General features: G+C 50.2%; 18 protein-coding genes. 15 read left to right on the top strand and 3 right to left on the bottom strand.

The features are described 5' to 3' along the window. Nucleotides 1-20: 20 nt before the first annotated feature. The 5 genes from PAECUDRAFT_RS07330 to PAECUDRAFT_RS07310 are packed head-to-tail and all read left to right on the top strand — an operon-like array spanning nucleotide 21 to nucleotide 11,959. A complete protein-coding gene (locus PAECUDRAFT_RS07330) occupies nucleotides 21-827 on the top strand; it encodes a thioesterase II family protein (protein ID WP_158306235.1) in 807 nt (268 codons plus the stop codon). Next, the gene (locus PAECUDRAFT_RS07325; protein ID WP_006037480.1) at nucleotides 817-8,352 is read left to right on the top strand and encodes a condensation domain-containing protein; all 7,536 of its coding nucleotides are present in this window, start codon (nucleotides 817-819) and stop codon (nucleotides 8,350-8,352) included. The genes PAECUDRAFT_RS07330 and PAECUDRAFT_RS07325 overlap by 11 nt, the downstream gene beginning before the upstream one ends. 5 nt (nucleotides 8,353-8,357) lie before the next feature. Beyond that, on the top strand, nucleotides 8,358-9,695 hold the full coding sequence (locus PAECUDRAFT_RS07320; protein WP_006037479.1) for a cytochrome P450: 1,338 nt from the start codon (nucleotides 8,358-8,360) through the stop codon (nucleotides 9,693-9,695). Between the two features lie 43 nt (nucleotides 9,696-9,738). Continuing rightward, complete coding sequence (locus PAECUDRAFT_RS07315) at nucleotides 9,739-11,004, top strand: MFS transporter (protein ID WP_006037478.1); 1,266 nt, start codon at nucleotides 9,739-9,741, stop codon at nucleotides 11,002-11,004. A 13-nt stretch (nucleotides 11,005-11,017) separates the two neighbouring features. Continuing rightward, the gene (locus tag PAECUDRAFT_RS07310; protein WP_006037477.1) at nucleotides 11,018-11,959 is read left to right on the top strand and encodes an alpha/beta hydrolase; all 942 of its coding nucleotides are present in this window, start codon (nucleotides 11,018-11,020) and stop codon (nucleotides 11,957-11,959) included. Nucleotides 11,960-12,847: 888 nt separating this feature from the next. On the opposite strand, the gene PAECUDRAFT_RS07305 is transcribed toward PAECUDRAFT_RS07310, so the two are convergent. The 3 genes from PAECUDRAFT_RS07305 to PAECUDRAFT_RS24480 form a co-directional block, all read right to left on the bottom strand. Then, a complete protein-coding gene (locus PAECUDRAFT_RS07305) occupies nucleotides 12,848-13,570 on the bottom strand; it encodes an amino acid ABC transporter ATP-binding protein (RefSeq protein ID WP_006037476.1) in 723 nt (240 codons plus the stop codon). Further along, the gene (locus PAECUDRAFT_RS07300; protein ID WP_006037475.1) at nucleotides 13,563-15,050 is read right to left on the bottom strand and encodes an ABC transporter substrate-binding protein/permease; all 1,488 of its coding nucleotides are present in this window, start codon (nucleotides 15,048-15,050) and stop codon (nucleotides 13,563-13,565) included. The genes PAECUDRAFT_RS07305 and PAECUDRAFT_RS07300 overlap by 8 nt, the downstream gene beginning before the upstream one ends. 277 nt (nucleotides 15,051-15,327) lie before the next feature. Beyond that, nucleotides 15,328-16,128, bottom strand: a complete 801-nt coding sequence (locus PAECUDRAFT_RS24480) for a hypothetical protein (RefSeq protein WP_006037474.1) — start codon at nucleotides 16,126-16,128, stop codon at nucleotides 15,328-15,330. 216 nt (nucleotides 16,129-16,344) lie between these two features. On the opposite strand from PAECUDRAFT_RS24480, the gene PAECUDRAFT_RS26095 reads away from it, so the two are divergent. The 10 genes from PAECUDRAFT_RS26095 (at nucleotide 16,345) to PAECUDRAFT_RS07250 (ending at nucleotide 25,044) form a co-directional block, all read left to right on the top strand. Next, on the top strand, nucleotides 16,345-16,503 hold the full coding sequence (locus PAECUDRAFT_RS26095) for a hypothetical protein (protein ID WP_006037473.1): 159 nt from the start codon (nucleotides 16,345-16,347) through the stop codon (nucleotides 16,501-16,503). A 114-nt stretch (nucleotides 16,504-16,617) separates the two neighbouring features. Further along, on the top strand, nucleotides 16,618-17,658 hold the full coding sequence (locus PAECUDRAFT_RS07290; RefSeq protein WP_006037472.1) for a CobW family GTP-binding protein: 1,041 nt from the start codon (nucleotides 16,618-16,620) through the stop codon (nucleotides 17,656-17,658). A gap of 75 nt (nucleotides 17,659-17,733) precedes the next feature. Next, nucleotides 17,734-18,300, top strand: coding sequence for a hypothetical protein (locus PAECUDRAFT_RS07285; protein ID WP_006037471.1), 567 nt, complete (start codon nucleotides 17,734-17,736; stop codon nucleotides 18,298-18,300). A gap of 194 nt (nucleotides 18,301-18,494) precedes the next feature. Beyond that, the gene (locus PAECUDRAFT_RS07280; RefSeq protein WP_006037470.1) at nucleotides 18,495-19,172 is read left to right on the top strand and encodes a TIGR00266 family protein; all 678 of its coding nucleotides are present in this window, start codon (nucleotides 18,495-18,497) and stop codon (nucleotides 19,170-19,172) included. Nucleotides 19,173-19,390: 218 nt separating this feature from the next. Further along, nucleotides 19,391-20,191 carry an ABC transporter permease gene (locus tag PAECUDRAFT_RS07275; protein WP_006037469.1) on the top strand — a complete coding sequence of 267 codons (801 nt, stop codon included), beginning with the start codon at nucleotides 19,391-19,393 and terminating at the stop codon, nucleotides 20,189-20,191. Between the two features lie 18 nt (nucleotides 20,192-20,209). Further along, nucleotides 20,210-21,130, top strand: a complete 921-nt coding sequence (locus PAECUDRAFT_RS07270; protein ID WP_006037468.1) for an ABC transporter permease — start codon at nucleotides 20,210-20,212, stop codon at nucleotides 21,128-21,130. 35 nt (nucleotides 21,131-21,165) lie between these two features. Beyond that, nucleotides 21,166-22,773, top strand: a complete 1,608-nt coding sequence (locus PAECUDRAFT_RS07265) for an FAD-dependent oxidoreductase (protein WP_006037467.1) — start codon at nucleotides 21,166-21,168, stop codon at nucleotides 22,771-22,773. Next, nucleotides 22,770-23,102, top strand: a complete 333-nt coding sequence (locus PAECUDRAFT_RS07260; RefSeq protein ID WP_006037466.1) for a 4Fe-4S dicluster domain-containing protein — start codon at nucleotides 22,770-22,772, stop codon at nucleotides 23,100-23,102. The genes PAECUDRAFT_RS07265 and PAECUDRAFT_RS07260 overlap by 4 nt, the downstream gene beginning before the upstream one ends. Nucleotides 23,103-23,123: 21 nt before the next feature. Continuing rightward, nucleotides 23,124-24,188, top strand: a complete 1,065-nt coding sequence (locus PAECUDRAFT_RS07255) for an ABC transporter substrate-binding protein (RefSeq protein ID WP_006037465.1) — start codon at nucleotides 23,124-23,126, stop codon at nucleotides 24,186-24,188. 34 nt (nucleotides 24,189-24,222) lie between these two features. Beyond that, nucleotides 24,223-25,044 (top strand): alpha/beta hydrolase family protein, encoded by an 822-nt coding sequence (locus tag PAECUDRAFT_RS07250; RefSeq protein WP_006037464.1) that lies wholly within the window; start codon nucleotides 24,223-24,225, stop codon nucleotides 25,042-25,044. Nucleotides 25,045-25,092 lie beyond the last annotated feature (48 nt).

Here is a 25,092-nt window from a genome sequence, read left to right as displayed (position 1 = left end):
GCAGCAAAGGGTGAGAAATTGTGCCGCCATCAGTATCTTTCGACTCCTGGTTTTTATATGCGAAAAGGAAGGAGAACCCTAAATTACGTCTCTTTGCATTTCCTTTCTCTGGAGGAGAAGCTCGATTTTACTCCTCCTGGGTACACAAACTTCCCGAAGGAGTGGAAGTTTGTGCGATCCAACTGCCTGGCAGAGGGTCACGAATAAATGAACCTTTGCATACGAGAATGGATCGATTGGTGCAGTTGCTGTCGTTTTTGATTCGTCCCCTTACGGACATTCCTTACGTTTTTTTTGGGCACAGTCTAGGGTCGCTTATCGCTTATGAACTGGCAAGGACGTTGCAGGAGCAAGCTGCTGGCGCTCCGGAACGTCTGTTCATTTCGGCTTGTAACCCGCCCCGAATAGTAGGGGCAGAGCGAGAGGAGCGATCGCCACTGCATCTATTGAACGATGATACGTTGTCGAATGCATTACGCCAAATGAACGGTACTCCGCATGAGGTATTGCAAAACGATGAGTTGATGAAGGTTTTTCTGCCGATCATAAAGGCTGATTTTGAAATGATTGATACATACGAATTTCGGGAAGGGGTGGCACTAAGATGCCCGCTGACCGTATTTGCTGGGACAGAAGATCCTATCGTATCGATTGAATGGCTTCCTAAGTGGGCGGAGTGTACGAGCAGTCATTTAAACATGCACGCTATTACCGGAGGACATTTTTATTTAAAAGAAAACGAAGAGCTTTTTTTCCAAATGTTGAACGGTGAACTAGACGAGTTACTGACTGGGATAGAGGGAGTGGCAAGCAGTCATGGGAAATAATCATATTCAATACATTTTGCAGCTTTTGCGTAACAACGAAATTACGAAAGAAACGGCGCATAAGTTGCTTATGGAGTTTTCCGATCAGGGAGAAAAAAGTGGCGAGCAAGAAGATAAAGTGGCGATCATCGGCCTTTCCTGTCGCATGCCTATGGCGAACAACAAAGAGGAGTTTTGGAATAATCTTGTAGGCGGGGTAGATAGCATACGACCATTTCCAGATTCTCGCAAACAAGATACCGACCGTTTTCTTTCACAAATGGGCCCGGATTCATTGACTGGCGGCAGTGATTATTGGTCTGGCGGATTTTTGGATGAAGTGGACAAGTTTGATAACGACTTCTTTCAAATCGTGCCTGGCGAAGCCAAATTTATGGATCCACAGCAGCGGATGTTTTTGGAAATGACATATGAAGCGTTTGAAGATGCTGGACTTGGCGGCACTAAGATGAATAACACCAATACGGGTGTTTATATCGGCAATTGCATAAACCAATATGCCGCAGCGATCTCGGACGCACTGCCTCCTTCAGCCGTACCGGGCAATCTTGTTCCATTTATCGCATCCCGAGTATCACACGTTTTCAATTTGAACGGTCCTGCTCTCGCTTTTTCTTCTACTTGTTCCTCTTCGTTGGTAGCGGTTCACTATGCTGCGCAGGCGATAAAAACTGGAGAGTGCACAATGGCGGTAGCGGGGGCCATTAACTTGCAATTGTTCCCCGTTAATATGAAAAATGATTATTCGGAAACAGTAGGCATTACCTCCGAAGACGAAAAATGCAAAGCGTTCGATAACGATGCCAATGGAGTCGTTCGAGGAGAAGGCGGCGGTGTAGTTATCCTCAAATCGTTAAAGAAAGCGATAGAGGATGGAGATCATATTTATGCCGTTATAATCGGCAATGCTATTAACAACGACGGTCGATCTTCCAATATTACTGCCCCGAACCCGGCAGCCCAGTCAGAAATGTATAAAAAAGCATGGAAAAATGCCAAGATCGATCCGAGGTCGATTACCTATATTGAGGCACATGGAACTGGCACCAAGTTAGGTGATCCGATCGAAATTTCCGCAATAACCAAAGCCTTTGCTGCCTATACAAAAGACAAGCAGTTTTGCGGTATTGGTTCTGTAAAAACGAATGTGGGGCATCTGATCGAAGGAGCGTCCGGCATCGCCGGATTAATAAAGACGGTTTTGGCTGTGAAAAATGGCCAAATTCCGCCTACCCTTCATTTTAACGAGCCTAATGCGTTTATCGACTTTATTAATTCGCCGGTGTATGTGGCAGATCGCCTGGAAGAGTGGAGTCCAGAAGGATTTCCGCGGCGGGCGGGAGTCAGTGCGTTCGGTTTTAATGGAACGAACTGTCACATCGTTCTGGAGCAGTATGAGGAGAATTTATTGACAGAAGAGTCGGCGCCATTAAAAGAGTTTCCGTTTGTACTGTCAGCCTTAACACAAGATTCGCTGCAATCGCTAGTCGCCAAATATGTGGCTTTTCTAGAGGATACGCCCGACGTACATTTTCCGAGTTTGTGCTACACCGTCTGCACGGGCCGTGGGCAATACGCTCACAAAGTTGCTCTCAGCGCAACAGGTGCAGTGGAGCTGCTTGAAGGGTTAAGAGAGCTGCTAGTTGAATGGGAGCAGACTCCATCATTTTTAGTGATGAGTGATTCGATTTCGGAATTGCTGAAGCCAACGTTGGAAGCTTACTTACGTGGCGATGAAACGGCTTTGGAACAATGGTTTCATAATTTCGGAAGTGCCTGCCGCAAACTTTCTTTACCAACATACGTATTTCAAAAAAAGCGGCATTGGGTTGATTTGCCTGAGGCGAATCAGGAAGCGATCGTCCGAGAGAAGCAGCGCTTGACGGAACCGGATGCTGCTAACAATGAGCATACGGTAACTTTGCTTGATACAGCCTTCGTGGAAGGCAAGTTGATAGAGCTGTTTAGCGGTATCCTGGGCGTGCCCGATGTTCAAAGAACCGACAGTTTCTTCGAGTTAGGTGGAGACTCCTTGTTGGGAATTCAGCTTATTAACCTCATTGCCAAAGAACTCAATAAGAAGTTAAGTTTTGATACGTTGTTCGCGTTCCCTACGGTTGAAGGGATTGCCATGGAAGTTATCGGCAGTATAACGCAAAGCTATTCTTCTATTGAACTGCAACCACAGTTGGATGCATATCCTGTGTCTTTTGCACAACGCAGACTGTGGGTTCTGGATCAAATGCAGGATGATCAAAAAGCTTACAATATGCATCAGGAAATTTCAATCGAAGGCGAGTTCCAAATCGAAGCATTTGAAAAAGCGTTGCGTTTCATGGTGGAGAGACACGAAACGCTGCGAACGACATTCGTGTTAGAAGCGGGAGAGTTAAAGCAGAAAATCGGGCGGACGGTTGACCTTCCGTTTGAGATGATTGTGTTGAACGATGAATACGACGTACCGTGGAAAACAAAAGAATTATTGACTGCATACAAAAACGAATCTTTTGATATCGAAACAGGACCGTTATTCCGTAATGTCATGATTCAAACGGGACCACAAAAATATGTTTTCCTGTTTGTCATTCATCACATTATTTCCGACGGCTGGTCGGTTGAAGTAATGATCCGTGAAACGCTAAGTTTATATGAGCATTTTTCCGTTAACAAATCTCTTGAATTGATGCCACTCTCCATTCATTATAAAGACTTTTCCGTTTGGCAGAACGGTCTGTTACAGCAAGAGCAATTTGCGAATCAGGAAAGATACTGGCTGAACAAGTTTTCGGGAACTCTTCCAGTTTGCGAGCTTACGGGCGACAAACCGCGACCTGCCGTCTTTAATTTTGAAGGCGCGCATTATCCGTTTTTTATTCCTGAATCGTTAACCCGCAAGTTGCAATCTTTATCGAGAACGCATGATGTCACCTTGTATATGGCACTCCTTTCTTCTGTATATGTGTTGATGCATCGCTATACAGGTCAAGATGATTTAATTATCGGCTCTCCTGTAGCCGGTCGCTCTCATTTTGATTTGCGGAACGTCATCGGATTTTTTGTTAACACGCTGGCACTGCGAACGACAGTGAAATCAGACGACTCATTTGTCAAGCTGTTGTCGGAAGTAAAGCGAAACATACTAGAGGCGATTGAACACCAAGACTACCCATTCGATCTGCTGGTAGATAAGCTGCAATTGCCAAGAGACACGAGCCGCTCGCCGTTATTCAACGTAAACGTCGTACTGCAAAATATTAAGCTTGACAAAGGTGTTCAGTCCGTATTATCGGAGCTGACCGATATTCAAATTCGCAAAGCCGATATCATCGAGCACGTATCGTCGAAGTGGGATTTGGAATTTGACTTTACCGAAACGGACGACGGTCAAATTTATTGTTTGCTGGAATATTATAAGGGAGCGTATTCCGAAGCGTTCATTGAGAATTTGACGGCAGTATACTTGCAGTTGCTTGATCAACTGGTCTCGGAACCAGAGCAGCCCCTGGGTCAGTGCAATTTGCTAACGGATCGTCAATGGGAACAAATGCTGCAAGCGAAAGAGACAGACATTCCATATAAAACGATTCATGAGATTTTCAAAGAGCGGGTGAAAGAAGTACCGGATCAGGTGGCCGTTCGACATGGGGGTCGGGAAGTTACTTATAAGGAATTGGATGAACAGTCGGAGCGTCTGGCTGCATTTTTGTACGAGCGGGAAAAGGTTCGCGAAGGTGCATTTGTCGGCATACTCGCGGATCATTCACCGGAAATGATCGTCGGCATACTCGGAACTTTGAAAACAGGAGGGGCTTATGTTCCTCTCGACGCCAGATTTCCGATAGAGCGTCTGGAAACGATTGTGGAAGCTTCCGGCATGATAACAATCGTATCCGAGAAAAAATATATCGGGTTGTTGGACAAGCTGCAGTGGTCTTGCGAATCGCTGCGCTCCTTTATTTGTTTGGACACGGAACATGTTTATTTGGAGAACATAGAACAGTCCAGCGAGCTCATGAATAGCCAAATCTGGAACTACGTCTCAGAAATCTCAACCGATGAAATCAGCGGAAGTGGCTGGGTAAGCAGCTATACCGGCGAGCACTTCAGCGAACTGGAGATGGCGGAATACAAAAGTAACGCACTGAGTAAAATCCGTCCGTATTTGCATAAAGACGCCAAAGTGCTGGAAATCGGATGCGGATCCGGGATCACGGCCTTTGAAGTAGCGCCCGAAGTTAAAAAGTATGTGGGCATTGACTTATCCGAAACTATTATCGCCAAAAATATCGAGAGAGTGACAGCGGCAGGCGTTGCCAATACCGAATTTATAGTCATGCAGGCGGCTGATATTGATCGGTTAGAGCCAGGGGCATACGATGTCATTATTATGAATAGCGTCATTCACTGTTTCGGCGGCCTTAACTATTTCCGCAACATTGTAAGCAAAGCGATTGATCTGCTCGCAGGTACCGGGGTGTTGTTCTTCGGGGATGTGTTGGATCCAAACTTGAAAAAACAGCTGATTCAATCCATGACGCAATTCAAAAGGGAGCATAGCCAAGTAGGTTACACAACGAAAATCGGCTGGGAGACGGAGCTGTTCGTATCCCCTAAGTATTTGGAAGATTTGCAAGTCGATTTCCCTGTCATTCGCTCCGTGCAATGTTCGAAAAAAGTGCATACTGTCGTTAACGAGCTGACGCTGTTCCGGTATGATGCGATTCTGGAAGTGGACAAAAACGAGTCGAATGCGAGCGAGCGACCGCTCGTGAAAATGAAAAATCAATATGATCGTAAAGATCTTGATCAGTTAGACGCATGCCGGTCGATCGTTGCAGCCAATCCGTCGAATGCCGCGTACGTTCTGTTTACATCCGGTACGACCGGCAAACCTAAAGGGGTAGTAGTCGAGCACCGCAGCGTAGTGAATTATATCCAATGGGCGAATCGCTACTATTATGCGGAGCGGCAGCCTGTATTTCCACTGTACTCGCCATTGACCTTTGATTTAACGGTTACGAGTATTTTTTGTCCGTTATTTGCGGGCTCCACGATCGAAATTTACAATGGCGATTTCGAGACGGTTATTCAAGGAATCAGCGATGAAAACCGAAGTAATACGATGAAGTTGACGCCGGCTCATTTATACTACTTGCAACATAGCGATGTGTCATTGAGTAGTGTTCGTAAGTTCATTGTTGGAGGAGAGGCGCTGAGCTCCAGGAAAACGGAAGAACTGCTAATGCGTTGCGAAGATGGAACTGAAATATACAATGAGTACGGGCCGACCGAAGCAACTGTCGGATGTATCGTTTACAAGGTAACGAAAAACAATCTGGATACGGAACGTCCTTCTGTCCTGATCGGCCAACCGATAGACAACACTAGAATTTATATTCTTGACGGATATAGGCAACCGGTTCCTGTCGGCGCCGTAGGAGAAATTTACGTATCGGGCGCATGTTTGGCACGTGGTTATTTGAACAATGAGAGCTTAAATGAGGAGCGGTTTTTGGCAGATCCTTTTGTCGCCGATCGTCACGAGAGAATGTATAAGACCGGAGATTGGGGAAGGTATCTTCCAAGCGGAGATATCGAATATTGGGGGCGGAAAGACCGACAGGTCAAAATTCGTTCGTTCCGCATCGAGCTGGATGAAATTGAAGGAAAGCTGTTGGAGTATGACCAAATCCGTAGCGCTCATGTCATTGACTGTACGGATCATGATGGAGAAGTGTTCCTGTGCGCCTACGTAGTATCCGACGAACCGTTGGATGTCAACCATATTAAAGCTACGCTAATGCAACGTTTGCCGGAATATATGATACCGAAAGTTATACTAGCTGTGCCGCACATTCCTGTTAACGTGAATGGAAAGGTAGATCGCAGTAAACTACCCGTTCCTAAGGGGATTCAAACGGAGGAGAAAGTGTACAGAGCTCCGGAAAATCAATTACAGGAAACGCTATGCAATATTTGGAAAGACGTGTTGAAAATAAGTGAAGTTGGCATCGATGAAAGCTTCTTTGAGCTCGGAGGAGACTCCATTAAAGCGATTCAGGTTGTTCAAAGATGCAAACGGATGAACTTGCGCGTAACGGTAAAAGACATCTTCTCTTATCGCTCCGTCGCCGCTGTCAGTGAAGCTATAAAGCTGACGGAAGCGCCGACTGCCGCTGAAGCGCATTCGTCCGAGAGCGGGAACGGCGAAGTTCCGCTGCTTCCGATTCAACAATGGTTTCTAGAGAAAGATGTGCCGCAACCTAATTATTTCAACATGGGGCATATGTTCGAGCTTGCACATGACGCTGACTTTGTCAGCCTGGAGCGGGCGTTCCAACATACGGTGGACAGCCACGATATGCTACGCGCCCATTACTTCCTGCAAGGGGACCGCTTCGTACAGGCCGTACGAGATATCGAAGCGACGCCGAAGTTCCAGCTTTGCCATTATGATCTATCATACATTGCGGAATCGGAGCAACTGCACAAGGTAAAAGAAATCGGCGTTTCCATTCAGGAACGATGTGATTTGAAAAACGATTTGCTGCTCAAGGCAATTGTATTCGATTTTGGTCGGCAGAAGCCTAAGAAACTGCTGGTGTTATGCCATCATCTCGTCATTGACGGAGTTTCTTTCCGTATTGTAATCGAGGACATTCAGTGGCGATACGAAGAATTCCGCAAGGGGCGCGAATCACAATCATTACTCCCAGGTGCTTCTTATAAACAGTGGAGTGAGAGCCTTAGCAAAGGGTCGGCAGAACGCCGATTTGACGTGTCTTATTGGGAGTCGCTAGCGGCTGAACAGGTCGAAAATCTATTCGAGGAAACCGATGAAGAGACGACTCACAGAGAGCAGGAATGGATTGAGCTTTCCGCCGAGGACACAGAGCGTTTGCTTCAGGAGTGTCGAACAACGTTCCAGACAGATCCGGGTCAGGTCGTGTTGTCTGCTTTGTCAGTCGCATTAACGAGCGTATTCGGCGTCGAGCGGTTTTTGTTGGGGCTCGAAGGGCATGGAAGGGAGGAGCTGGACGACCGTCTTGACTTAAGCTACACGGTTGGATGGTTTACTAGTCTGTTCCCAGTGATGTTTGAGAAGCAAAATAGTTTGACGGAAGCGGTACGTCATGTACAGGAAGTATTGACGCAGTTGCCTAATCGTGGGCTGAATTACGGAATTGAAAGATATGTTGCCAAAAATGAAAAATTAGCGTCGTTAAATCCGCAAATTCTGTTCAATTACATCGGGGACGTCAGAAGCACATTGGATGAGCGCGAGGATAACAAGTTACTGAAAGATTGTCGGGATGACTACTTTGGTGCGGTATGGTACCGGAACAATGGACTGTTACATTGTATGGAGTTCAATTCCGTCATCAGCTCAGAGGGGAAGATGTGCATTTTCTTTGAATATTTACCTGAATCGGTCAGCCGGGATCGCGCTCGCCAGTTAAAAAATGAGTTGATGTCTGCCCTCCATAGTGTGATTGACGTGCAGAGCATGGCTAGAAAGGGTTAGTGCAGATGAAAGGAATCGAATCCAACAAAGGCGAAGAAAGCGTTATGCTTTCTTCGCCCCGAATTGCCAAGCGCCCGGCACCTCCCGGCCCGAATTTGTGGCAAACGGTACGGTACGGTATTCAAATGGTAAGAGGAAGAGATGTTAATGAAATTTTTGGGGAGATGCATCGGAAGTTCGGGCGTATTTCGAAAATCGGCCGTTATGTGCTGATCGTCGGCCGCGACGAATGTCGCAATGTGCTAACGGCATCCATCGACGAGATTCAACGCTCGCCGCTTGCAGAGAAAGGGGTTGAAACGCTTGGCGGTTTGGACGGAAAAAAACATACCCACCATCGCATGATCGTCATGCAAGCGTTTCGACACGAACGGTTCGAAGAGTATATTCCTCGAATGGAGCGTCTTATTAAAGAGCGAATTTTGAAATGGAACGGTCCTGTCCGTCTGATGGAGCAGCTAAGAGAACTGACGTTGGATATTATGATCGAAACGATGGTGGGCATCGTCCCCGGTTCGGACGAGCATGCAAGATTTCTTTCCCACTACTGGCCGATCACTCACCGTGGCAAGAAGAGCAGCATCCCCTGTTCGCATTATCAAAAAGCGATGAAATCTAAGCGAGCGATGTGGTGGATATTAAAGAAAAAGCATGCAGAACGGCCAGACGAGCCGACTGCACTTAACATCATGTTCAGAGCGTCTCAAGCCAGCAAGCAAGGTCCGCTCACGGAAGATGAGTTGATCAGTTATGCCTACATGCTCACCGAGTTTGGGGAAAGCGACGTTGCGGCTCTTACTACCTACGCGCTCTTTGAGATGCTATCCAGCCCTCAATGGCTAAACTCGTTTGAACAGGAACTTGCGCAGTTTTCCGGCAGTTCGGTCGACTTGAAGATGCTGAATCGATTGTCGTTTATTCAACATTCGATAAGTGAAGCCGAAAGGTTGCATCCCCCCGTTCCGTTTATAGCTAGGCAAGCGATGGTCGATATGACGTTCAAAGGGTTTCGGATCAAAAAAGGGAGCAAGTTTATTTGTTCCATAGAGCAGACTCATCTGCTCGAAGAGTTGTTTGATAATGCCACAGTGTTTGACCCGAACCGCTTCGCTCGATCGGGAGACGAGCATAAGGCTCCGTTTTCATTGCTTGGATTCGGTGGGGGAAGTCATTCCTGTGTAGCCAAGCAATATAGTCAGCTGCTAAGTGTGCTGATTGTGTTTCTCTTGGGAGAAACGTTTGCGATGTCCGACTGCTACCTTGTGCCTGGAACAGCGCAGGAAAAAGGTGCAAAAATCGATCTAAGCTCGATCGAAGTCGATTTTCGTCTTCGTGTGCAGTAGTCAAAGCTCATATCTCCTGTTTAAGGAAGGATGACAGAAATATATGCCAAGCGCAGTGCGCGTTTATCTAACTATGGTTTCCTTGATTGCATTTGCGAATACCGTCATGTTCACGACTTATGCCGTGTACTACATCAATACACTGGATTTTAACCCCTTACAGTTGATTTTAGTTGGCGTTGCATTGGAGATTACCGTATTTCTTTGCGAAATTCCTACAGGTATCGTTGCGGACGTTTATGGTCGAAGGTTATCGGTCATTATCGGCTGTTTCGTACTCGGACTTGCTTTTGTGCTGGAAGGGTCGGCCCTGTATATTTCGGTACTTTCATTCATTGCGATGGTCATACTCGCCGAAATTATTCGTGGAGTCGGAGAAACGTTTGTAAGCGGGGCTCAAGGCGCGTGGATTACGGACGAAGTAGGAGAGGATAACGTCGGCAAGTTGTTCCTTAGGGCAAGACAAATTACACTTGGCGTCGAAGTGATTGGAATCGGGGTTAGTGTAGCACTTGCCAGCTATAAGTTGAATGCTCCGTTTATTGTCGGCGGACTTACTTATTTGGTGCTCGGAATTTTCTTGTTGATGAAAATGAAAGAAACGAATTTTATCCCAGCTATTGCCGAGCGAGGAAACCGCAACACGCTAAAAGTCATTTCAAACACGTTAATGAGCGGCATAAAGGAAGTAAAGAAAAAGCATATTCTGTTGATGCTAACTTTTGTAACTTTTTTTGTAGGAGCTTCTTCGGAAGGGTTCGATCGATTATGGGAGCTTCACTTTATCGACTCGATCGGACTGCCTAAACTCGGAGGTTTATCTACAGTCGTATGGTTCGGCATTATTAGTATCGGTTCCAAACTTATTGGAATCGGGGTTGCAGAAGTTGCCAGAAGAAAATTGGATACAAGATCTGTTTTCTCGGTAAACATCGCTTTGCTCTTATTAACTTCAATCAAAATTGTATTTATATTTTTGTTCGGAGCATCCGTCAACTTTCCGATGGCACTTACGAGCTTTTGGGCGTTGACTGTAATCGGCACTATCTACGGTCCTATTTTTGACACTTGGCTTAATCAAAATATCGATAGCAAAGTTCGAAGCACCGTTCTATCCTTGATGAGTCAAGTGAATGCGTTCGGCCAAACGGCGGGTAGCCCTTTTATAGGTACGGTAGGGGTACGTTATACGGTCAGGGCAGCGCTTATTTTGGCAGCTGTGCTGCTTATCCCTGCCTTTATCGTATTCGCAAGAATGTTAAAACTCGTGAAAAATAGCTCTTCAAAAACTTCTGGGGTCGGACATTAAGGAGGATGCGTTATTGGAAGCGGTTCTTGCAATAAGCCGTAAAAATCGAATTTGGAAGCGGATCGGCATTTGGACTTCATGTGTCTTGCTCGTTGCAGTTGCTGCCGTGTGTGCGGTGTCTGTTTATGTAGGGTGGGTTCTTACTCACCCTGACCGTTTGTTAATTCAGGATAACCCTCAAAATTTCAATTTGAAATATGAAAATATACATTTTCCGAGTAAGAACGATTTAACATTGAAAGGATGGTTTTTGCCTGGGGATGCGAGTGGCGCTAATAGGGGGAAAACGATTATATTCGCCCACGGCATCGCCAACAACAGACTTGAACCGGAAGTTCCGGCGTTACAGATTGCTTCTCGTCTCGTTGAGAAAGGTTTTAACGTGTTGATGTTTGACTTCCGGAACTCGGGGGAGTCTGAAGGAAGTTTAACTAGCGTAGGCTACTTCGAGAAAGATGATTTGCTGTCGGCCATTGAGTATGTCAAGGGAAAGGTAGTTGGAGGGAAAATAGGACTTCTCGGATTTTCCATGGGCGCCTCGGTGTCACTTTTAGCAGCGGCAGAAAGTAACGATATAAGGGCGGTTGTTGCAGATAGCCCGTTTGCTGATCTCAAACAATATTTGAATGATAATCTAGATAATTTCACTGATTTGCCCAAATACCCATTTACGCCTATAATAATGTATTCGATTCCGATAATTACAGGGATAAAACTGGAGAAAGTTAGTCCGATTTCTGCTATGCAAATGATGAATGAAAAACGTGTATTGCTTATCCATGGAGAGAAGGATCGTACGATATCATCAATTAACTCTGAAAAATTGTATGAAGCGGTAAAAGATCGTAATCAGGCAGAATTGTGGCTTGTTCCTGATACAGATCATGTATACGCACATGCAAATTTTCCAAATAAGTATGAGGATAAAGTTTTGAACTTTTTTGAACGAATGTGACTGAAGAGTTTGAACTATGTCCATAGGGGCATAGTTCTTTTTAAATTAATAATGGATTATAATTTTTATTAACATGCATCGGAGGTGGTACCTTGATTGCAGCTTCCTTTTTTTCTTCTCCTCATCGGATTATTGCATATAATCGCTCCACGCGTCGGCTGGTACTTGAGCATTGGCTGAAAGCTTCGTGATGCGGAGCCTTCGGACGCTTATCTGATTTGATTATGATCCGAGTTGGCGGGATCGTAGCCTGTATCATTGCCGTCGTCTTTTCATCAACTTGCCTTCGGCCGAGAGCAGCGCAATGGCTGAAAAGAATATTCGCGAAAGTTTAAGCAGCAATTCCGTTATTGCGGTGACATCTTTCAACTAAAGCTAGAACCGGCAAGCGGTAAACGGCAGAAGCGCATGAGCTGAACCAACTGATTTTGGACTCGGAAAGGGAGAAGCCAGCCCGCCGTAATTACAATTCGCAGAGCTCTTTCGGTTCGATGGGCGAAATGGAGCTGCGTCTTACTAAGGACAGGAGATGACGGTGTATGCGATAGGGGATGACTAGTTCGGCATCGGCATGGAATGCTCGGGGGATCTTTACATATGCTATTGGTTCGCCGCATGCGCCTCAAAAATAGAAAATAAAATATAATTTACCTTTATAAGCGTGACCCAAATACAATCTAAAATGACTGGTTAAACTTTGAATTAGCAAGATGAAAAAGCGATCCGACTGATCCCAAAATGATAATCCGATTGGGATGTTTAGATTCCGTTTGTGCTGGATGATGGTCATATTGGTACCAGCATGTGCAAAAATCCCCCGAGCATTTTCTGCTCGGGGGATTCGTTATTAGTCGCTGAATCGCATCCGCATCCGAACCTGCATCCGCACTACAGCACCATCTCAAGAAACCGTGCAGCTCGTTCGCTCTCCGGCTTGGTGAAAAATTGCTCCGGCGGCGCCTTCTCGACGAGCAGTCCGCCGTCGAGGAAGTAGATCGTGCCCGCCGCTTCGCGCGCGAACTTCATCTCATGCGTGACGATGAGCATCGTCATGCCGGACGAGGCAAGCCCTTGGATGACGGCGAGCACCTCCTTGACCATCTCGGGATCGAGCGCGGACGTCGGCTCGTCGAAGAGCATGACGTCCGGGTCCATCGCGAGGCTGCGCGCAATGGCGATCCGCTGCTTCTGCCCGCCGGAGAGGCGGGACGGGAATGCATCGGCCTTGTCGGACAGGCCGACGCGCGCGAGCAGCTTCAACGCCGTCTCGTGCGCTTCTTCGCGCGAGAGGCCTTTGACCTGCATAGGCGCGAACGTAATATTGTCCATGACGGTCATGTGCGGGAACAGGTGGAAATGCTGAAATACCATGCCGATCCGCTGCCGGATGCGCGTAATGTCGGTGCGGGGATCGGTGATGACGGTGTTGTCGAACGTAATTTGTCCGCTTGTCGGCGTCTCCAGCAGGTTCAGGCAGCGTAGGAAGGTGGACTTGCCTGAACCGGACGGACCGATGACGGCAACGACCTCGCCCTTTTCTACTGTTGTAGAAATGCCGCGCAGCACCTCATGTTTGCCATATGTTTTCGTTAGCTGTTCTACATTAATCACTGCGGCGGAGCCTCCTTTCGAGCAGATGGGCGAGCGATGTAAGAATGAGCACGAGGCAGTAATAGATCGCTCCGGCGAACAACAGCGCTTCGAAGGCGCGGAAGGTGGATGCTTGCACAACGTTCGCGCGGCGCATCAGATCCTGCACGCCGATCACGGAGACGAGCGACGACTCCTTGAGCAGCGCCACGCATTCATTGACGAGCGCGGGCAGAATGTTCTTCACGGCCTGCGGCAAAATAATGCTCCGCATCATCGTCCGGTACGGGATGCCGAGCGCCATCGCCGCTTCGCGTTGTCCGCGGTCGACCGCCATAATGCCGCCTCGTATCGTTTCCGACAAATAGGCAGCCGAGTTGAGCCCGAAGGCAAGCCCTGCGGCCAGCAGCGCCGGGATATCATAATCGAACAGCTGTGGTGTTGCGTAGTAAATAATAAACAGCTGCAGCAGCAGCGGCGTGCCGCGGAACACCGATGTATAGACGGTGGCGAACCATTGGAGCGGACGAACGGAAGAGATTTTGAACAGAGACAGAATCGAGCCCCATACGAAGCCGAGCAGCGCCGAGACGAGCGTGAACAACAGCGTTACAAGCGTGCCTTTCACGATATACCCGACGTAGCCGTTCAAAATGCTGAAGTCCAAATTCAGTTGATTGCCTTTTTTCGCGCCTTCATGCTGACCGAACCAGGAATCGATCATCTTCTGCTTTTCGCCGGACGATTCCAACTCTGCGAGCTCCGCGTTAAACGGAGCAACCAGCGAAGAGCCCTTCGGGAACGCAATGGCATAGCCTTCGGCATCATCATCGGATGGAATCATCGTGAAGGCGAGATCGGCGTTGGCCTCGATATACCCGATAGCTACCGCATCTTCGACGATGGCGGCATCAATCCGGTTCGCCTTCAGCTCCTGAATGAGCGAGGAGATCGTATTGAGCTTCGTGATCTTCGCATTTTTCAGTCCGGCAATCGCCGTTTCTTGCGTAGAGCCGAGCTGGACGCCGACCTTTCCGCCTTCCAGCTCCTGCAGCGTCGCGAACGGTTTCTTCTTCTTCGATACAATCGTATTGCGTGCCGCGTAGTACGGATTGGAGAAATCGACGTTCTCCTTCCGCTCCGGCGTTACCGACATGCCCGACATGACAAAATCGACCCGATGCGTCTGGAGCGCGGCAATGAGCCCGTTAAAGTCCATCGCCGAAATCTCAAGCTTGCAGCCGAGCTTCGACGTAATCGCCTTGGCGATGTCGATATCCAGCCCAACGATATCCCCGCCATGTTTGGCGTCGACGTTCTCGTAAGGCGGATAGTCCGGCGACGTGCCCATGACTAGCGCTTTGCCATCTGGGCAAAAGGATGCGCTGGCATTCGATGTCGCGCCATTCGCACGGCTTCGATCGGTCGGCCCGAACACGCCGAGCAGGATAAATACGATCAATGTAAGCGCGAGTATTCGCACAATTGCGCTTTTTTTCATAATAAGCCATACACCTCTGGTAATGAAATCATATTGCTTATGTAGCCTACTTGGTTGGCCTTATCCCCGTCAACAAGCGGATTTTGACAATTATAAACTTAATATTCCTCCTGCTGAATGGATTGGCTATAGGACATGTTCATCCATCCAGTTTTACTGGCTTTGAACAGGTTTGGCATATTTTTAGCATCGCGATTAGTATCTATTCGAGTCGTTTAACGCAAAAAAACCTCTAAGGCGCATGTCCTGAGAGGTTTCCTTATGAAGCACTGTGATTCTAGTAGAACGTGATGGACGAAACGTAGAACTTGTTCGTATCGTCGTTCAGCGAATACGTGATGTAAACGCCGAAGCGTCTCGAGTAATCGTCCGACTCAGCCGATACATAGTAGGTTACATACTTGGAGTAGGTGTAATCCTCGAAGCTGGAATCGCCGTTGAAGGTTTGCGATTTTGCTTTGTTGATCGCATCGTTGGCGATTGGTCCCAGCTCTGCATCGGTGTAATTTTTACGCAGGTACGAAATTTGATCGTCCAGATCAGCTGCATTATCAACGTAGCGGTCATTGCCGTTTTCGCTCTTTTTAATATTTTTGCGCATCCAGGCTTTTACTGCGGCAGTGTCGCCATTTTGAAGAGCTGCAGCAAACAGTCGGATGCCGTATGCAGCTGCTGCTTTGTTGTCTGCAAAGATTTTGCTGGCTGCAGAGTTTGCAGTATAGTTCTGCGCCAAGTTCGTGCCGTCGGAAGCAACGGTTGCATCGCCGCCCGTATTAGGCTTAGCTACAGTCGAAATGTCTACGCTATTGGAAGCAGCGTTGAAGCCTGCGGAGCCGCCCATCGCCTTCACGACTGGCGCAGCAGGAATGTACGTACGGTTATTGTACGTGATTGGGTAGAGGTTCTCTCCGCTATCGTACAAAGAAACCGTTTTGCCGTCTACTTTGATCGACAGAGCGGTGTTTTGATAAGCTGTAATTTTTTTCAGTGCCGTGCCTGCATAGGCAACGGAGCCGACAGCGACAGCCAGCGAAACAGCAGTCGTCGTCAGTAGAACCTTCTTGCTTAATGATTTCATCTAGTAAACGCTCCCTTATGAATGGATGGATATCAATATGAATATCGGATAATTTCCCTAAATTTTGAGAGTTCGTAAACAAATAGGCGGTGAGAAATGCAATTTTTAGTCTGACTATAAATGGGGCATATTCGTTCGCCGATGGGCGTAGGTTGAAGGATGGGCAATAAAACCGCTTAGCAAGCCACAGGCCCAACAACATTAGGAGGACATCCAATGGAAACGTTCGGCAGAGGCTGTCTGTACATTGTCGTCGGCTTAATCGTAATCATGATCCTTGCTTTTCTTGTCGGAGGGACGATTACGATCCCATGGATTATTTTGATCCCGCTTATTGGATTGGCGTTTTGGGCGGCTTCGCGCAAAAGCAAGTGAAGATAGCTTGAGAGAAGAGCGAGGCGCTTTGCGCTTCGCTTCTTTTTCGTATACGATATTTGATAATAGAGCAATCATCGCTTTCATATACAGTGGACAGAAGGGGAATAAGATATGGCAAATACAACGAACAAGCCGACAGTTGACGTGCATGTCCTGACGGGCTTCCTGGGCAGCGGCAAGACGACATTGCTCAAACGGCTGTTGGATGAATACGAAGCGCAAGGCAAGAAAGCGGCAGTCGTCATGAATGAACTAGGCGATGTTAACCTGGACGGGCTAGAAGTAGAGTCGGAAGTGCCGATGGCAGAGATGCTTGGCGGCTGCATTTGCTGTTCGATCCGCGGCGATTTGAGCATGGAGCTTAAGCTGTTGATCGATGAGCATCAGCCTGATGTCGTGCTTATTGAAGCGACAGGCGCGGCGAATCCATTCGAGATGATTGACGGCGTGACCGAGACCGCCATGTACACGCCGGTTGAGCTGAAATCGATCATCGTCGTGGTGGACGGTCCAGAGCTGTTGGCACGGAGCCGCAGCGGCGGGCAGACATTCAAATTAATGAAGGAACAGATTCGAAGCGGGACGAGGCTGCTGCTAAACAAGGCGGATCGTCTTGCAGGCGAGCAATTAGTCGAAGCCGAGCAGCTGATTCGCGAAATAAATGGATATGCGCCGATTTTGGCGACCGTGCGCTGCGCCGTGGACAGCGAATGGCTGGGTGGCATCGTGGCGTTCGGAGAAGCAATCGAGCTGCACGGCAATGGCAATGAGAAGGAGCATTCGCATGCGAAGGAGCATGTTTGCGGTCCGGCATGCGATCATGATCATCACCATGATCACGCGCATCATGCCCATCACTCCCATGAGCATGTCATGGCATTGACGCATTACCTAAGCCAGCCGGTCGATAGCCATCAGTTCGAGGCTTTCCTCAAGTCGCTTCCGGATAATGTATATCGTGCGAAAGGAGTCGTGACGTTCCGAGACAGCGAAACGGCTAGCCGGTTCTTGTTCCAATACGCATACAAGGAAACGGATTTCATGCGCATCACGCCGCAGGGCAAAGTCCATGATGTCGCGGTATTTATCGGCGAGCATTTCTCTAGGGAACATCTGCTGCAAGAGCTGGCGCAGCTGGAGACGAATGAATAGCGTCGAAGCGATGCATAGTTCTTGGTAATAAAGCCCATACTAAGCCCGATTTCACAACGGGAGGTATGTAGCAAGATGACGTTACGAACAAAAGGGCTCGCATTCGGGATTTCTGCCGCGCTGCTGCTAACGGCGATTCCTTCTATTGCTGGCGCCGCTGCTGTGCCTGAAGAACAGACAAGGCCGGGAGCGGAGCTGCGCCATCAAGAAGAGGTTCATGGACCGGGACATGGCTTCGGCCATGGTCGGCATGACGAGAAGCATCGGCTGGAGCGTCTGCAGTATGTTGCTCGCTACTTTGATATCAAGACAGATGGCAAAGACGGCAAGCAGCTTTACGAGGAAATTCAAGCGGCGAAAAAAGCGAACCCGCAGAAGTGGGAGGCGTTCAAAGCCGAGCACCGCGCAAAGTTCGAGGAGCGGATTAAGGAAGCGGCACGCTACTTCGGCATCGCTACGGAAGGCAAGTCCGTAGAACAGCTGCACAAGGAGCTGCGCGCAGCTCGCGAAGCAAACCCGGAGAAGTGGAAAGCGTTCATTTTGGAGAAACGCAACCAATTTGACGCGAATAAGCGTCGGGAAACAGGCGACAGCGCCAAGAAGAATGAAAGCGCGACAAGCAATTCGGGTCGCAGCATGTAAACGATCGAGTGAATTGAAAAGCCTCTGCCATCTAGGATTCTGCGGCAGAGGCTTTAATTATTTAACTTTAAACGATACGCTGAACTGGAATGAATGGAAACGACATCCTGTCGTTTGCTTCTTTTTTGACTCGAACTATGATACTGTCATTTAGTAAGGCATGTTCTTATTCTACGATTCGGAGGCTCCTTCCTATGAAATATGATGTGCTGTATGAAGGCGCGTTTGCCATGCTAAAGGTGAAGCTGGAGCGCGGCGAGAGCGTGAAGGCGGAGATGGGCGCAATGGTTTCCATGTCTCCCTCCATTGATTTGACGGGAACGGTTGATGGCGGCATTATGCGCGGCTTGGGGCGGATGCTCAGCGGGGAAAAGTTTTTCTTCCAAGAGCTGGTTGCAGCTAGAGGCGGCGGCGAAGTGCTGTTAGCCCCGACATCGATGGGCGATATTCAAGCGGTAGAGCTGGACGGCTCTTATAAGCTTCTCGTACAGAAGGACGGCTTCCTTGCTGGAACGAGCGGTATTGAAGTGAATACCAAGATGCAAAATTTGAGCCGCGGATTGCTCTCTGGCGAAGGTTTCTTTATCGTCGAGATTAGCGGAAGAGGCACCGTGTTTATTTCGTCTTATGGATCGATTCATGCGATTAACCTGGCACCAGGCGAAGAAGTCATTGTCGATAACGGGCATTTGGTTGCATGGCCGGATTATGTACAATACAACATCGAGAAGGCGTCCAAGGGTTGGCTGAACAGCATCAAAAGCGGCGAGGGCGTCGTTTGCCGATTCCGAGGAGAAGGTGTTGTATTAATTCAGACCCGTAATCCTAAAGGATTCGGCAGCTGGGTGAAGCAGTTTTTACCCGGATCATAACCAAGATCGAAGAGCAGCCATGAGGGCTTGCTCTTTTTTTATTCCACCCGTTGACAGCTCTGCAATTCGATGATAACCTTTAGTTAATTATTCTCATAAGATTTATCGGAATTAAACGATGCATACGGCTGACTGTTCTGAACAGAGGCGCTGCACACTCTCCATCGGGGAGTGGCGGAAGCCTCTGTTTTTTTGTTTTTAAGAGGGGGGAGTTCAACTTGCGTAATGGGGTGCTGGCATCGCCGAGCAAACAGCCAGGCAAATGGGCGCTGCTCGGGCTCGCGCTGATCTTGCCGGTAACGGGCTTGCTCGTATGGCAGTTGCTTGGGGATTTGGGCTACTTATCGGAACTGTTGTTTCCGACGCCTTATACGATTAGCCAGTCGTTCGTCGATCTGGCGCGGTCCGGCGATTTGTGGGCGAACTTTCGGATTAGCGCGGTTCGTGTTTTTGCGGGCTTTGCACTAGGCGGAGGCATCGGGTTGGCTGCGGGTATTGCCGTTGGGCTTTCGCGCCCGGTCGAGAAGCTGCTGGACCCCTCGATCCAAATGATCCGTATGGTTCCAAGCTTGGCAATCGTGCCGCTGTTCATTCTCTGGTTCGGCATCGGCGAGGAATCGAAGGTGCTGCTTATTGCCAAAGGTGCGCTGTTTCCTGTTTACATCCAAACGTATCTGGGCATTCGCAATGTAGACAACAAGCTGTTTGAGGTGGCGCGCGTGCTCGGCTTTAGCCGATGGAAACGAATGACACGCCTCGTGCTGCCAGCGGCAACGCCGAACATTTTGCTCGGCTTGCGCTTATCGCTTGGTTTATCTTGGTTGGGTCTGGTCGTGGCAGAGCTAATCGCATCGACTTCAGGGATCGGTTATATGATGTCCGATGCTCGCCAATTCGCGGATACGCCAGTCGTCTTTGTCGGCATTATCGTATTTGCTGTCGCGGGGCTGACGACGGATACGATCGTTCGCTACATCGAGCAGCGGCTGCTGCGGTGGAAAGATCGTTACGCAGGGTAGAGGGGAGAGGATCAGCGCGTGAGCAATCAATCAGAAGCTGTCGTACGGCATAGGGATTCAATCAGCCAAGATTCTGTTTCGCATGCTGCTTCAGCAGCACCGCCGGCGATATCGCCGGTACCGGCACCGCGAGACAAACGGGTCGTAGATGAAAAAGCTTCTGGGCGAAGCAACCGCTCGGTTGTAACGGATGCCGCGCTCGGAGCGCTGCTGCCTGTTATCGCTCTTGCAGTGTGGCAGCTTGCAGGGGAGCGGGGCTGGATATCGCCGACGTTTTTGCCGACGCCGATTGCAATCGCGGAAGCCTTCGGCAAGCTGCTCCTATCTGGCGAACTGCTTCGCCATCTTGGCGTAAGCATCGGCAGAGCGGCGACCGGCTTCGCGATCGGCGGCTCGCTTGGCCTGCTGCTCGGCTTGGTTACGGGCTTGTTCCGCAGAGCGGAATATTTATTGGACCCAAGCTTGCAGCTGCTGCGTCTCGTGCCGCATTTGGCAATCGCGCCGCTCATTATTTTGTGGTTTGGCTTCGGCGAGGTATCCAAGGTCGTCATCATTATGACGGGCGCCTTCTTCCCGCTCTATATCAATACGTTTTTGGGCATACGCAATGTGGATGCTCGCTTGTTCGAGGTAGCGCGCGTGCTTCAGTTTAGCTGGCGAACTCGAATAACGAAGCTTATTGTTCCAGCGGCGCTTCCTGAGCTGTTCATCGGCCTGCGCCTATCGTTAGCTGTCGCTTGGATCGGCCTAGTCGTCGCTGAACTGATTGGAGCAACGTCCGGCGTCGGGTTTCTCATTAATCTGGCGAAGCAGGAGTCGGACACGAGCACGATTTTCGTTGGCATTCTTATTTTCGCAATCGTCGGCAAGCTGATCGATTCGCTGGTTCGGCTGCTGGAACGCAAGTGGCTGTTTTGGCGGGACAGCTATCAAGGGTAACCAAATTCAAACGAGGCAAGGGGAGGCTTTACACAATGGGAGAGCACGCGATTTCGGGACAATTGAACTTATCGGCGGATGTATTGGTCATCGGAGGAGGACCCGCTGGAACGTGGGCGGCATTAACCGCAGCAGCCAAGGGAGCGAAGGTCGTGCTGGCGGATAAAGGCTATTGCGGTTCAAGCGGGGCGACGGCGCCATCGGGTACTGGCGTTTGGTATGTAAAGCCGGAGCAGGAGCTGCGCGAGCAGGCCAAAGCAAGCCGTTATGAGCTTGGCGGTCGGCTGGCGGAGCATCGGTGGATGGATCGCGTGCTCGATCGGACATATGAGAACATGAACAAGCTCGGCGTATACGGCTATCCGTTCCCGGTCGATGATCAAGGCAATCAGCATCGGCGCGGGCTTCAAGGCCCCGAGTATATGCGGTTAATGCGGAAGCTCGTTCACAAAGCAGGCGTGCGCATCCTTGATCATAGCCCAGCGCTGGAGCTGCTTGCCGACGAGCATGGCGTAGGCGGCGCTGCCGGCGTACATAACCAAACGGGGCAGACATGGAGCGTTCAGGCCGGGGCAGTCGTGATCGCGACGGGCGGCTGCGCCTTCTTAAGCAAAGCGCTTGGATGCAACGTACTGACAGGCGACGGTTATTTGTTCGCCGCTGAAGCCGGGGCGGATCTGTCAGGCATGGAGTTTTCCAATGCTTATGCCATCTCGCCGACGTTTTCCTCGGTGACGAAAACGGCCTATTACAGCTATGCAAGCTTCTATTATGAGGATGGCACGCCGATTCCGGGAGCCGGCTCGAAGCAGGGCCGCTCGGTTATCGCTCGCAATTTGCTGGGGGGCAATCAAGTGTACGCGAAGCTCGATTTGGCAACAGAGGAGCTGAAGCCGCTGCTGCGTGTCGCGCAGACGAACTTCTTCCTGCCGTTCGACCGCCGCGGCATCGATCCGTTCAAGGATTTGTTCCCGGTAACGCTGCGGCTGGAAGGTACGGTACGCGGAACGGGCGGGATTCGGGTAACGAATGAGCAATGCGCAACGACGGTGCCAGGGCTGTATGCGGCAGGCGATGCGGCGACGCGAGAGCTGATCTGCGGCGGCTTTACGGGCGGCGGCAGCCACAATGCGGCATGGGCTATGTCATCCGGCTCATTCGCAGGAGAGGGAGCGGCGGCATATGCGCAAGCGCTCGGTCAGCATGCGGCGGGGCGTTCGGTCCGCGGATTATCGTCCAGTGCGTTAACGACGAGCAAGGTGGGGACCGGCGCAGGCGGCCGGACGGAGCAGTTCGTTCGCGCAGTGCAAGAAGAAGTGAAGCCGTATGACCGCAATTTGTTCCGGACGGAACAGGGGCTTAAGGCGTCGCTGGGACGACTGGACGAATTATGGAAGGAGCAGCGAGGTCAAGCGATCGAGCGCTCCCCCGAAGGGGTGAAGGCGCGCGAAGCGGCTGCCATGACCGCGACGGCTCGTTGGATGTATAATTCGGCACTCGCTCGGACAGAGACGCGCGGGATGCATAAGCGGGAAGATTTTCCGATACAGGATACTGCGCAGCATAACCGGCTCATCAGCGGCGGTCTGGATCATGTGTGGGTCAAAACGGAGGAAGTCGCAAGGGAGAGTGTTCCTTCATGATCGAAGTCGTCAGCGCATCGCGGTGTGTGTCCTGTAACCAATGCGTGTCGGTCTGCCCGACGAATGTATTCGACATGGCCGAGGGCGGCATTCCGGTCATTGCGCGGCAAGACGATTGCCAAACCTGCTTCATGTGCGAGCTGTATTGCCCCGTCGATGCGCTATATGTGGAGCCAGATCCCGAGCGCGTAATTGGCGTTACGGAGGAAGAGTTGGAATCCCAAGGGCTGCTCGGCGGCTATCGGGAGAAGGTAGGCTGGGGGAAAGGGCGCAAGCCGGTATCCAGTCATTCCTTCATGTATCAGCTATCACAAAAAGCAGGTTTTTGACACGAGAGGAGCATACAAAAAATGACGCAGCATTTGAGAGAGAAAATAGGGGGGCGCTCCAGAAGCTTGAAGCTAACGCTCGCCGTGACCACAATGTTGGCGGCAGCCATGCTTCTTCAAGCATGCGGCTCATCTGGCGACAAAGGGGAAGCAGCGCCGGCGAAAACGTCGAAGGAGGCTGCAGCTGGCGAAGCGAAATCAGCGGTTCCCGCCGTGCTGAACTATGGCTTCATTGGCAGCAATAAGCTGAATCTTCCCTCCGGCGCGGAAGGCTGGGGCTTGTATAAAGGCATCATTCAAGCGGAGCTGAAGCAATACGGCATTACGGAGATCAAAGCTACGGGGTTCCCGAACGGTCCAGACCAGACGGAATCGCTTATTAGCGGACGGCTTGATTTGGGCAGCCTCGGCGATACGCCAGCGATAATTGCTTATGGCTCCGGCGCCAAGACGAGGTTAATTACGCAAGCCTCAACCCATACGGTCGGTTATCTCATCGGCCAGAAGGGCGGGATCAAGCAGCTGCAAGAGCTGAAAGGCCAGACGATCGCGATTCAGAAGGGCTCCTTCATGCACCGTTATGTCGTCGGCCTGCTGAAGGCGGCGGACATTACTGATTACAAGCTGGTCCATATGCTCATTCCTGATGCAGAAGCCGCACTCGCCAGGGGCGACGTCGCCGCTATTACCGATACAGGCGCGCGAGCGCTCAAGCTTATTGACGACGGCTTCCCGCTTATCGATGAATCGGCGAACCATCCGGATCTGTTGGGCACGAGCGCGACGGTCGTTTCGAATGATTATTTGGGCAAATTCCCGGATTTTCCGAAAGCTTGGAATGCTGCCCGCGAGAAGGCGCTGGCGGACTTGAAGCAGCATGAGGACGAATATTACGAGTTTGCCGCTCAGGTGAACAACACGACGGTCGAGCTGACGAAGAAGCTGTATCCGATCAGCGACATTAAGGAACAGGCTTTTACGGACGAGGGGCTTAAGCTGCTGTCTGGCACCAAAGACTTCTTGGTTGAAGAGAAGCTTGCGAAGAAAGATTTTCATGTAGAGGACTGGGTGCTGCGTGCGCCATAATTCGGTTTGCGATTCATGGGAGGGAGAGATCGTAATGAGCGTAAAAACATTAATTGTCCAATCGTTTAAGCTGGAGCTGGGAGAGGGGCTCACGATCGAAGGCGAGGTCAAAAGCCGTCAGGATAACGTGCTCAAGCCTGTCGTCATCGTCAATCATGGCTTCAGAGGGCATAAGGATTGGGCATTCTGGCCGGAGGTTACAAGGCAGCTCGCCGAGGAGGGCTTCTACACGGTGAGCTATAATTTCTCGCGGATTGCAGCCGTGCGGGATGGGCTGACGGAGCAGCAAATCGCAGAGGCGACGACGCTGTCGCAGGAGCAGCTTGATTTGCATGCGGTAACGCAAGCTTTGCTGAACAGGGAATTGCCATTAGCGGAGCAAGCGGACACGAACCGGATCGGCCTCGTCGGCCATAGCCGTGCGGGCGGAAGCGTTATCGTCTATGCGGCAGAGCACCCGGAAGAGGTACAGGCGATAGTTGTCTGGAACGGCGGAGCGGGGCCTGTGCGCCAGCAGGAGCAGGCTGGGAAGCCCGCGGCTGAGCAGGCAGAGAAGCTGTCCGTGCTGGAAGCGACGCTTCACGAGGATCAACTGCGCAACGCGGAACGTTACGCGCTCGTCGAGCGCGTCGAGGCGCTGGCTGCGCAGGCGCTGATCGTGCAGGGCGGCGACGATCGCGAGCAGCTGTTGGAGCAGTTCCGAGCGTTCCAGGAACGCGCGCCGCAGCATCATTATCTTGCCATTGAAGGCGGCAATCATACGTTCAATACCGTTCACCCGTATGAGGGCGGTTCTCCCCAGCTATCGGAAGCGGTAGAAGCGACGCTGCAGTTTCTTCGCGTACAGCTTGGTTGAACGAAGAGGCAGACGGTTCGAAGGCGCCGCGTGTGGCAGCGCCCGATG

The sequence above is a fragment of the Paenibacillus curdlanolyticus YK9 genome (genome assembly GCF_000179615.1).
Lineage (GTDB): Bacteria > Bacillota > Bacilli > Paenibacillales > Paenibacillaceae > Paenibacillus_T > Paenibacillus_T curdlanolyticus.
The sequence above is the reverse complement of the archived record's forward strand: the minus strand, read 5'-3'. Positions and strand labels throughout refer to the sequence as shown.

Excerpts from the sequence above, each read along its gene's own strand:
- PAECUDRAFT_RS24480 (WP_006037474.1), bottom strand. The coding sequence starts at position 16,128 with ATGAAATCATTAAGCAAGAAGGTTCTACTGACGACGACTGCTGTTTCG.
- PAECUDRAFT_RS07300 (WP_006037475.1), bottom strand. The coding sequence starts at position 15,050 with ATGAAAAAAAGCGCAATTGTGCGAATACTCGCGCTTACATTGATCGTA.
- PAECUDRAFT_RS26095 (WP_006037473.1), top strand. The coding sequence starts at position 16,345 with ATGGAAACGTTCGGCAGAGGCTGTCTGTACATTGTCGTCGGCTTAATC.
- PAECUDRAFT_RS07320 (WP_006037479.1), top strand. The coding sequence starts at position 8,358 with ATGAAAGGAATCGAATCCAACAAAGGCGAAGAAAGCGTTATGCTTTCT.
- PAECUDRAFT_RS07280 (WP_006037470.1), top strand. The coding sequence starts at position 18,495 with ATGAAATATGATGTGCTGTATGAAGGCGCGTTTGCCATGCTAAAGGTG.
- PAECUDRAFT_RS07250 (WP_006037464.1), top strand. The coding sequence starts at position 24,223 with ATGAGCGTAAAAACATTAATTGTCCAATCGTTTAAGCTGGAGCTGGGA.
- PAECUDRAFT_RS07315 (WP_006037478.1), top strand. The coding sequence starts at position 9,739 with ATGCCAAGCGCAGTGCGCGTTTATCTAACTATGGTTTCCTTGATTGCA.
- PAECUDRAFT_RS07325 (WP_006037480.1), top strand. The coding sequence starts at position 817 with ATGGGAAATAATCATATTCAATACATTTTGCAGCTTTTGCGTAACAAC.
- PAECUDRAFT_RS07285 (WP_006037471.1), top strand. The coding sequence starts at position 17,734 with ATGACGTTACGAACAAAAGGGCTCGCATTCGGGATTTCTGCCGCGCTG.
- PAECUDRAFT_RS07260 (WP_006037466.1), top strand. The coding sequence starts at position 22,770 with ATGATCGAAGTCGTCAGCGCATCGCGGTGTGTGTCCTGTAACCAATGC.
- PAECUDRAFT_RS07255 (WP_006037465.1), top strand. The coding sequence starts at position 23,124 with ATGACGCAGCATTTGAGAGAGAAAATAGGGGGGCGCTCCAGAAGCTTG.
- PAECUDRAFT_RS07265 (WP_006037467.1), top strand. The coding sequence starts at position 21,166 with ATGGGAGAGCACGCGATTTCGGGACAATTGAACTTATCGGCGGATGTA.
- PAECUDRAFT_RS07290 (WP_006037472.1), top strand. The coding sequence starts at position 16,618 with ATGGCAAATACAACGAACAAGCCGACAGTTGACGTGCATGTCCTGACG.